The sequence below is a fragment of the Actinomadura chibensis NBRC 106107 genome, from assembly GCF_001552135.1.
Taxonomy (GTDB): Bacteria; Actinomycetota; Actinomycetes; order Streptosporangiales; family Streptosporangiaceae; genus Spirillospora; species Spirillospora chibensis.
In genome coordinates this window covers 1-5,923 of record NZ_BCQP01000006.1, presented here as the reverse complement: position 1 = coordinate 5,923, position 5,923 = coordinate 1, and the positions used below count along the sequence as shown (strand labels likewise).

Here is a 5,923-nt window from a genome sequence, read left to right as displayed (position 1 = left end):
GGGCGGCCTCGGCGACCCGCCGGTACAGGTCGGCGGGCAGCGCGGAGACCGACAGGTCGAGGACGACCGCGGCGGGACGGCTGCGCCCGGCGGCCGCCGGCCCCTTGGCGGGGTCGGCCTCGATCTCGACGTCGAAGCCCTCGCGGGCGAGGTAGCGGCGCTGGAGTTCGGCCACGGCGGGGTCGTGCTCGACCACGAGGACGAGCCCGCCGCCGTCGCCGGTCACGGACGTCCGTTCCGCTGGGCGGTCGGGTCCTCGCCCCGGTCGAGGGACTTCCACATGGACGACGGGTCGTCGGCGGCGGCGGTCGCCCTGGGCGCGGCGGCGGCGCGCTCGTAGCGGGCGGACATGCGCGGCCAGCGCGCGCCGCGCAGCACGGTGACCAGCCCGGCCGCGACGAGGAGGACGCCCCCGGCGAGCGAGACCGTCCACCACAGGTTCACGTCCACGGAGGGGTCGGCGCCGAGCTTGAGCAGCGCGCTCTTGTCCCCGGCGGCCGACAGCACGGTCGAGCGCCGGACGGCGGTGGCCGAGGCGTAGGCGATCCCCACGCCGAACAGGGCGACGAGGACGCCGACGCCCGCGCGCACGCGGCCGCTGGTGGCGAAGAGGGCGGCGAGCCCGGCGAGCCCGGCCCAGCCGAGCGCGCCCGGCGCGCCGCCGAGGTCGCCGCCGCTGAGGTTCTGCGCGAACGGCGTGATGGCGTGCTCGGCCTCCACGGAGGCCCAGGTGCGTCCGGCGGCGAGGAGGGCGAGCCCGGCCCCGGCGGCGCAGAGCAGCGCCGCGAGCCCCCGCTCACGTCCGGGCGTCACGAGGCGGGGTCCGGGTCGGACGGTCGGACGGACATGCCGTCCATTGTGCAGGCTGCCCGCCGGGGCCCCGCACCGCCCCCGCCCGGACCCGTTGCGGCGGGGAGCCCGCCCGCGCCGCAAGAACGCCGGAAAGGAACGGGAAACGCGATAAGAAACACGAAAGGACCCGTTCCCCCGAGGCGGAGGGACGGGCCCTGACGTACGACTACTGGCGTTACAGGGGGACGACCTGGTCTGCCTGGGGACCCCGGTTACCCTGCGTCACCTCGAACTGAACGCGCTGGTTCTCGTCCAGGGTGCGGTATCCGGAGGTCTGGATAGCCGAGTAGTGCACGAAGACGTCCGGCCCGCCGCCGTCCACGGCGATGAAGCCGAAGCCCTTCTCGGCGTTGAACCACTTCACGGTGCCCTGCTGGGGCATGTCTTTCTCCTTGCGGCAAAACCTGGGCCCACACCTCGCGGGCCCGTGCGGTCGCTGCGGAACGCTCTCGCCCCCGGTACGGTCCCGGAAAAGCCAAAACGCCCGCTGCCATCAGTCCGCGGGCGTCTTGAACGATCGAGAACCACGACTGCAACCGACCGCCCCACCGTATCACCGCTTCCGCGTAAAGCGGAGGAGCCGCAAGCCTTCCGTTTCTTCCCTCCGCGAACCGTGCCGTTACCTGGCCGTTAAAGACTCCAACCGGTCTCGGTCAGGCTCTTGACAGCGTCCGTGGCCCCGGTGAGCCGGACGTCCGCGACGTCGCGGCGCCCCAGGGCCCAGAGGACGAGTTCACCCACGGGGCCGTGCACGCGGACGGCCCCGCGGCCGCCTCCCGACACCCGGGCGGCGCGCCCGTCCGGTTGGACGAGCGTTACCTGAACATGAACTTTTCTTAGGACAAAGCGGGCAATTCTTATCCGTCGCCAGAGCAGTTCCGCGAACTCCGGAGAGATCTCCCGCGGCTCCCAGTCGGCACTCGCGCGGCGGATGTCCTCATGGTGAACAAAGAACTCCACGGCGTTCGCGTTTTTGTCCACGCCGGGAAGCGCGTACGGCGAGAACTTCGGCGGTCCCTCCCGAAACCGTTCTACCAGCCGGTCGAACGGGACGGCCCGGGCCGCGCGGCGCCGCACGCGCTCCGTGTAGAAGGACAGCGGCGCGAGCAGTATTCCCGGCGCCGCGTCCGGACGCCCTTCCCGGACGACCAGATGCGCCGCCAGATCGCGGGCGCTCCACCCGGCGCACTTGGTGTCCGCGTCCGGCCCGGCCTCGCGCAGCGCGTCGGCGAGCGCCAGCCGTTCGGCGCGCACCGGACCCGGATCGCGTTCGGAGGTGCTCATCGCCCGATCGTAGGCCCCGGCCGTCCGGCCGGGAATAAGCGAGGGCCGCTCATGGTAGGGAGTATCCGAGCCCGCAAATCCCCCCATACCCCGCTAGCAGGGGGCAATTCCCGGGCACCACGCCGCCGTGTCGAGGAGTCGCCATGCCACCTGCGTCCGAACGGGTCAGCCCGCACGTCCTCCGGGAGGGGATGGGCGTGCTCGGGGTCGCGGTGCGGGCGGAGCCCCGGGTCTTCGCCCTGTCGGTGCTCGCGAGCGCGCTGTACGCGGCGATGACCGTGGCGACCGCGCAGGTGCTCGGGTGGGCCACCGAGACGGTGGTGCTCCCGGCGTTCGAGTCCGGACACACGACGGCCGGGGCGCTGTCCGGCGCCGCGCTCGCGATCGTCGGCGTCGCCCTGCTGAAGGCGATCGGCGTGGCGGGACGCCGCTACTACGCGGGCCTCATGCAGTACCGCCTCCAGGCCGAGTACCGGCGCGCGGTCACCCGCCAGTACCTGCGGCTGCCGCTCGCGTGGCACCACCGGCACCCGACCGGGCAGCTCCTGTCGAACGCCAACGCCGACGTCGAGGCGGTGTGGGCGCCGATCGCGCCGCTGCCGATGGCGGTCGGCGTCGTGTTCATGCTGCTGATCGCGGCGGTGTCGATCCTCCTCACCGACCTGGTCGTGGCCGGGGTCGGGTTCCTCGTCTTCCCCGCGATCGCGCTGATCAACGTCCTGTACCAGCGGCGGCTGTCGCCGGTCGCGACCCGCGCGCAGCAGTTGCGCGCGGAGGTCAGCGAGGTCGCGCACGAGAGCTTCGAGGGCGGCCTCGTCGTCAAGACGCTCGGCCGCGAGGAGGCGGAGACGGCGCGGTTCGCCGAGCGGACGGAGGCGCTGCGGGACGCCAACGTCGCCGTCGGCCGGATCCGCGGGCTGTTCGACCCGGTGCTGGAGGCGCTGCCGAACCTCGGCGTCCTCGCCGTCCTGCTGATCGGGTCGGTGCGGCTGGACTCCGGCGCCATGTCGCCGGGCGACCTCGTGAACGTCGCGTACCTGTTCACGCTGCTGTCGTGGCCGATCAGGGCGCTCGGCTGGGTGCTCGGCGAGGTGCCGCGCAGCGTCGTCGGCTGGGAGCGGGTCCGGGCCGTGCTGGACGCGTCCGGCTCCCTCCCCTACGGCGGCGGCGACCTGGACGGCGGCGGGCGGGCGTCCGCGCTGGAGGTCAGGCACGTCCGGTTCGGGTACGAGACCGCGCCGGACGGGCCCGGGGGCGCGGAGCGGGACGTCCTGCGGGACGTGTCGTTCGCGGCGTCCCCCGGCCGGACGATCGCCGTGGTCGGCCCGACCGGCTCCGGCAAGTCGACGCTCACCTCGCTGCTCGTCCGGCTCGTCGACCCGGCGGACGGCGCGGTGCTCCTCGACGGCGTCGACCTGCGGGACGTGCGGCGCGGCGGGGTCGCGGAGACGGCGGCGCTCGTCCCGCAGCAGACGTTCCTGTTCGACGACACCGTCCGGGGCAACGTGACGCTCGGGCTCGACGTCCCCGACGAGCGGGTCTGGGAGGCGCTCCGCCTCGCCCAGGCGGAGGGGTTCGTCGCGGCGCTCGACGCCGGGCTCGACACCCGGGTCGGCGAGCGCGGGGCGACGCTGTCCGGCGGGCAGCGGCAGCGGCTCGCGCTGGCGCGGGCGCTGGTCCGGCGGCCGCGGCTGCTCGTCCTGGACGACGCGACGTCCAGCGTCGACCCGCAGGTGGAGGCCCGCATCCTGCAGGGTCTGCGGGAGGCGCGGTCCGGGGACGCGACCGTCGTGGTCGTCGCCTACCGCAAGGCGACCATCGCCCTCGCGGACGAGGTCGTCTACCTGGAGCACGGCCGGGTCGCCGCGCGGGGGACGCACGCGGAGCTCCTGGAGCGGTCCGAGGGCTACCGCAACCTGGTCAACGCCTACGAGCGGGCGGACGCGGACCGGCAGGCCGTCGAGGGCGGCGAGGAGGCACTGGCATGACGATCGAGACCGGGACCGCGGACGGCGCGCTCAGCACGCTGCGGCGCGGGATCAGGATGAGCCCGGACTTCACCGCCGGGCTGGCCGGGACGCTCGCGCTCGCGCTCGTGTCCACGGCGGGACGCGTGGTGGTGCCGATCGCCGTCCAGCAGACGATCGACAAGGGCCTCGGCGGGGCGGACGGCCCCGACCTCGCCTTCATCCGGACGGCCGTGCTCCTCTGCGCGGCCGCCGTCGTGGTGACGGCCCTGTGCGCGTACCTGATGAACGTCCGGCTGTACCGGACGTCGGAGGGCGGCCTCGCCGCGCTGCGGACGAAGGCGTTCCGGCACGTCCACGACCTGTCGATGCTCAGCCAGAGCAGCGAGAAGCGCGGCTCGCTGGTGTCGCGGGTGACGGGCGACGTCGACCAGATCAGCCAGTTCATGCAGTCGGGCGGGCTGATGTTCATCGTGTCGATCGGGCAGCTGCTCGTCGCGAGCGTGCTGATGCTCGTCTACTCGTGGCAGCTCGCGCTGCTGGTGTGGGTGGCGTTCGTGCCGCTCGGGTGGGCGCTGCGGCGCTTCCAGCGGATCCTGTCCACCGCCTACATGGGGGTGCGGGAGCGGATGGGCGAGCTGCTCGGGGCGGTCAGCGAGTCCGTCGTCGGCGCGCCGGTAATCCGCGCGTACGCGTCGGAGGAGCGGACCGGCCGCCGCGTGGACGAGACCGTCGACGCCCACCGCGACGCCCAGTCCCGCGCCCAGGCCCTCGTCGCGCTGACGTTCCCGGTCAGCGAGCTGGTCGCCGCCGTCGCGACGGCGGCGGTCGTCATCGCCGGAACCCTGCTCGGCATCGGCGGGCACCTGACGGCGGGCGAGCTCGTCGCGTTCCTGTTCCTCGTGACGCTGTTCGTCAGCCCGATGCAGACCGCGACCGAGGTGTTCAACCAGGCGCAGAACGCGATCGCCGGGTGGCGGCGGGTGCTCGGCGTGCTGGACACCGTCCCCGACGTCGCCGACCCCGGCGCGGACGGCGAGACCCTGCCGCGCGGGCCGATCGAGGTCCGGTTCGAGTCGGTGGGGTTCGCCTACCCGGGCGGGCCGCCCGTCCTGCACGACGTCACGGTGGACATCGCGCCGCGCAGCCGGGTCGCGGTCGTCGGGGAGACCGGCTCCGGCAAGACGACGTTCGCGAAGCTCCTCACCCGCCTGATGGACCCCGTGTCGGGCCGCGTCCTCGTGGACGGGGTGCCGCTCGACCGCGTCCGGTTCTCGTCCCTGCGGGAGCGGATCGTCATGGTCCCGCAGGACGGCTTCCTGTTCGACGCGTCCCTGGGCGACAACATCCGGTACGGGCGCCCGGACGCGTCCGACGCGGACCTCGTCCTGGCCCTGACCGAGCTGGGCCTCGCCGACTGGCTGGACGGCCTCCCCGGCGGCCTGGACACCCCGGTCGGCCAGCGCGGCGAGTCCCTGTCGGCGGGCGAGCGCCAGCTCGTGGCCCTCGCCCGCGCCTACGTCGCCGACCCGGACCTCCTCGTCCTTGACGAGGCGACCTCGGCCGTGGACCCGGCGACGGAGGTCCGCATCCAGCGCGCCCTGGACGGCGCGACCCGCGGCCGCACCGCCATCTCCATAGCCCACCGCCTGTCCACCGCCGAGTCGGCCGACGAGGTGATCGTCTTCGACGCGGGCCGCATAGTCCAACGGGGCCCCCACGCCGACCTGGTAACCCAACCCGGCGTCTACGCCGACCTACACGCGTCCTGGATAGCCCAAAGAACCCTGTAACCGGCGAGAAACCACCGCCACGGCTCG

General features: G+C 73.7%; 5 protein-coding genes and 1 pseudogene. 2 read left to right on the top strand and 4 right to left on the bottom strand.

Translation table 11 applies throughout. The features are described from left to right. The 4 genes and pseudogenes from ACH01S_RS03745 to ACH01S_RS03730 form a co-directional block, all read right to left on the bottom strand. Positions 1–226 (bottom strand): annotated as a pseudogene (locus ACH01S_RS03745) (winged helix-turn-helix transcriptional regulator); the annotation flags it as partial. After that, entirely contained in the window at positions 223–813 is a 591-nt protein-coding gene (locus tag ACH01S_RS03740) for a Trp biosynthesis-associated membrane protein (protein ID WP_067885363.1), read from the bottom strand. The pseudogene ACH01S_RS03745 and the gene ACH01S_RS03740, both read right to left, overlap by 4 nt. 214 nt (positions 814–1,027) lie before the next feature. Continuing rightward, positions 1,028–1,234: a cold-shock protein gene (locus tag ACH01S_RS03735; protein ID WP_026405868.1), complete on the bottom strand. Its 207-nt coding sequence runs from the start codon at positions 1,232–1,234 to the stop codon at positions 1,028–1,030. 248 nt (positions 1,235–1,482) lie between these two features. Continuing rightward, entirely contained in the window at positions 1,483–2,136 is a 654-nt protein-coding gene (locus ACH01S_RS03730; RefSeq protein WP_067885361.1) for a TIGR03085 family metal-binding protein, read from the bottom strand. A gap of 143 nt (positions 2,137–2,279) precedes the next feature. Between ACH01S_RS03730 and ACH01S_RS03725 the strand changes: the two genes are divergently transcribed. Continuing rightward, the gene (locus tag ACH01S_RS03725; RefSeq protein WP_067885359.1) at positions 2,280–4,124 is read left to right on the top strand and encodes an ABC transporter ATP-binding protein; all 1,845 of its coding nucleotides are present in this window, start codon (positions 2,280–2,282) and stop codon (positions 4,122–4,124) included. Next, positions 4,121–5,896 (top strand): ABC transporter ATP-binding protein, encoded by a 1,776-nt coding sequence (locus tag ACH01S_RS03720; protein WP_067885356.1) that lies wholly within the window; start codon positions 4,121–4,123, stop codon positions 5,894–5,896. Before ACH01S_RS03725 ends, ACH01S_RS03720 begins: the two co-directional genes overlap by 4 nt. The last annotated feature ends 27 nt before the right edge of the window (positions 5,897–5,923 follow it).

Coding starts and splice junctions, on each gene's coding strand:
- ACH01S_RS03735 (WP_026405868.1), bottom strand. CDS start 1,234: ATGCCCCAGCAGGGCACCGTGAAGTGGTTCAACGCCGAGAAGGGCTTC.
- ACH01S_RS03730 (WP_067885361.1), bottom strand. CDS start 2,136: ATGAGCACCTCCGAACGCGATCCGGGTCCGGTGCGCGCCGAACGGCTG.
- ACH01S_RS03725 (WP_067885359.1), top strand. CDS start 2,280: ATGCCACCTGCGTCCGAACGGGTCAGCCCGCACGTCCTCCGGGAGGGG.
- ACH01S_RS03720 (WP_067885356.1), top strand. CDS start 4,121: ATGACGATCGAGACCGGGACCGCGGACGGCGCGCTCAGCACGCTGCGG.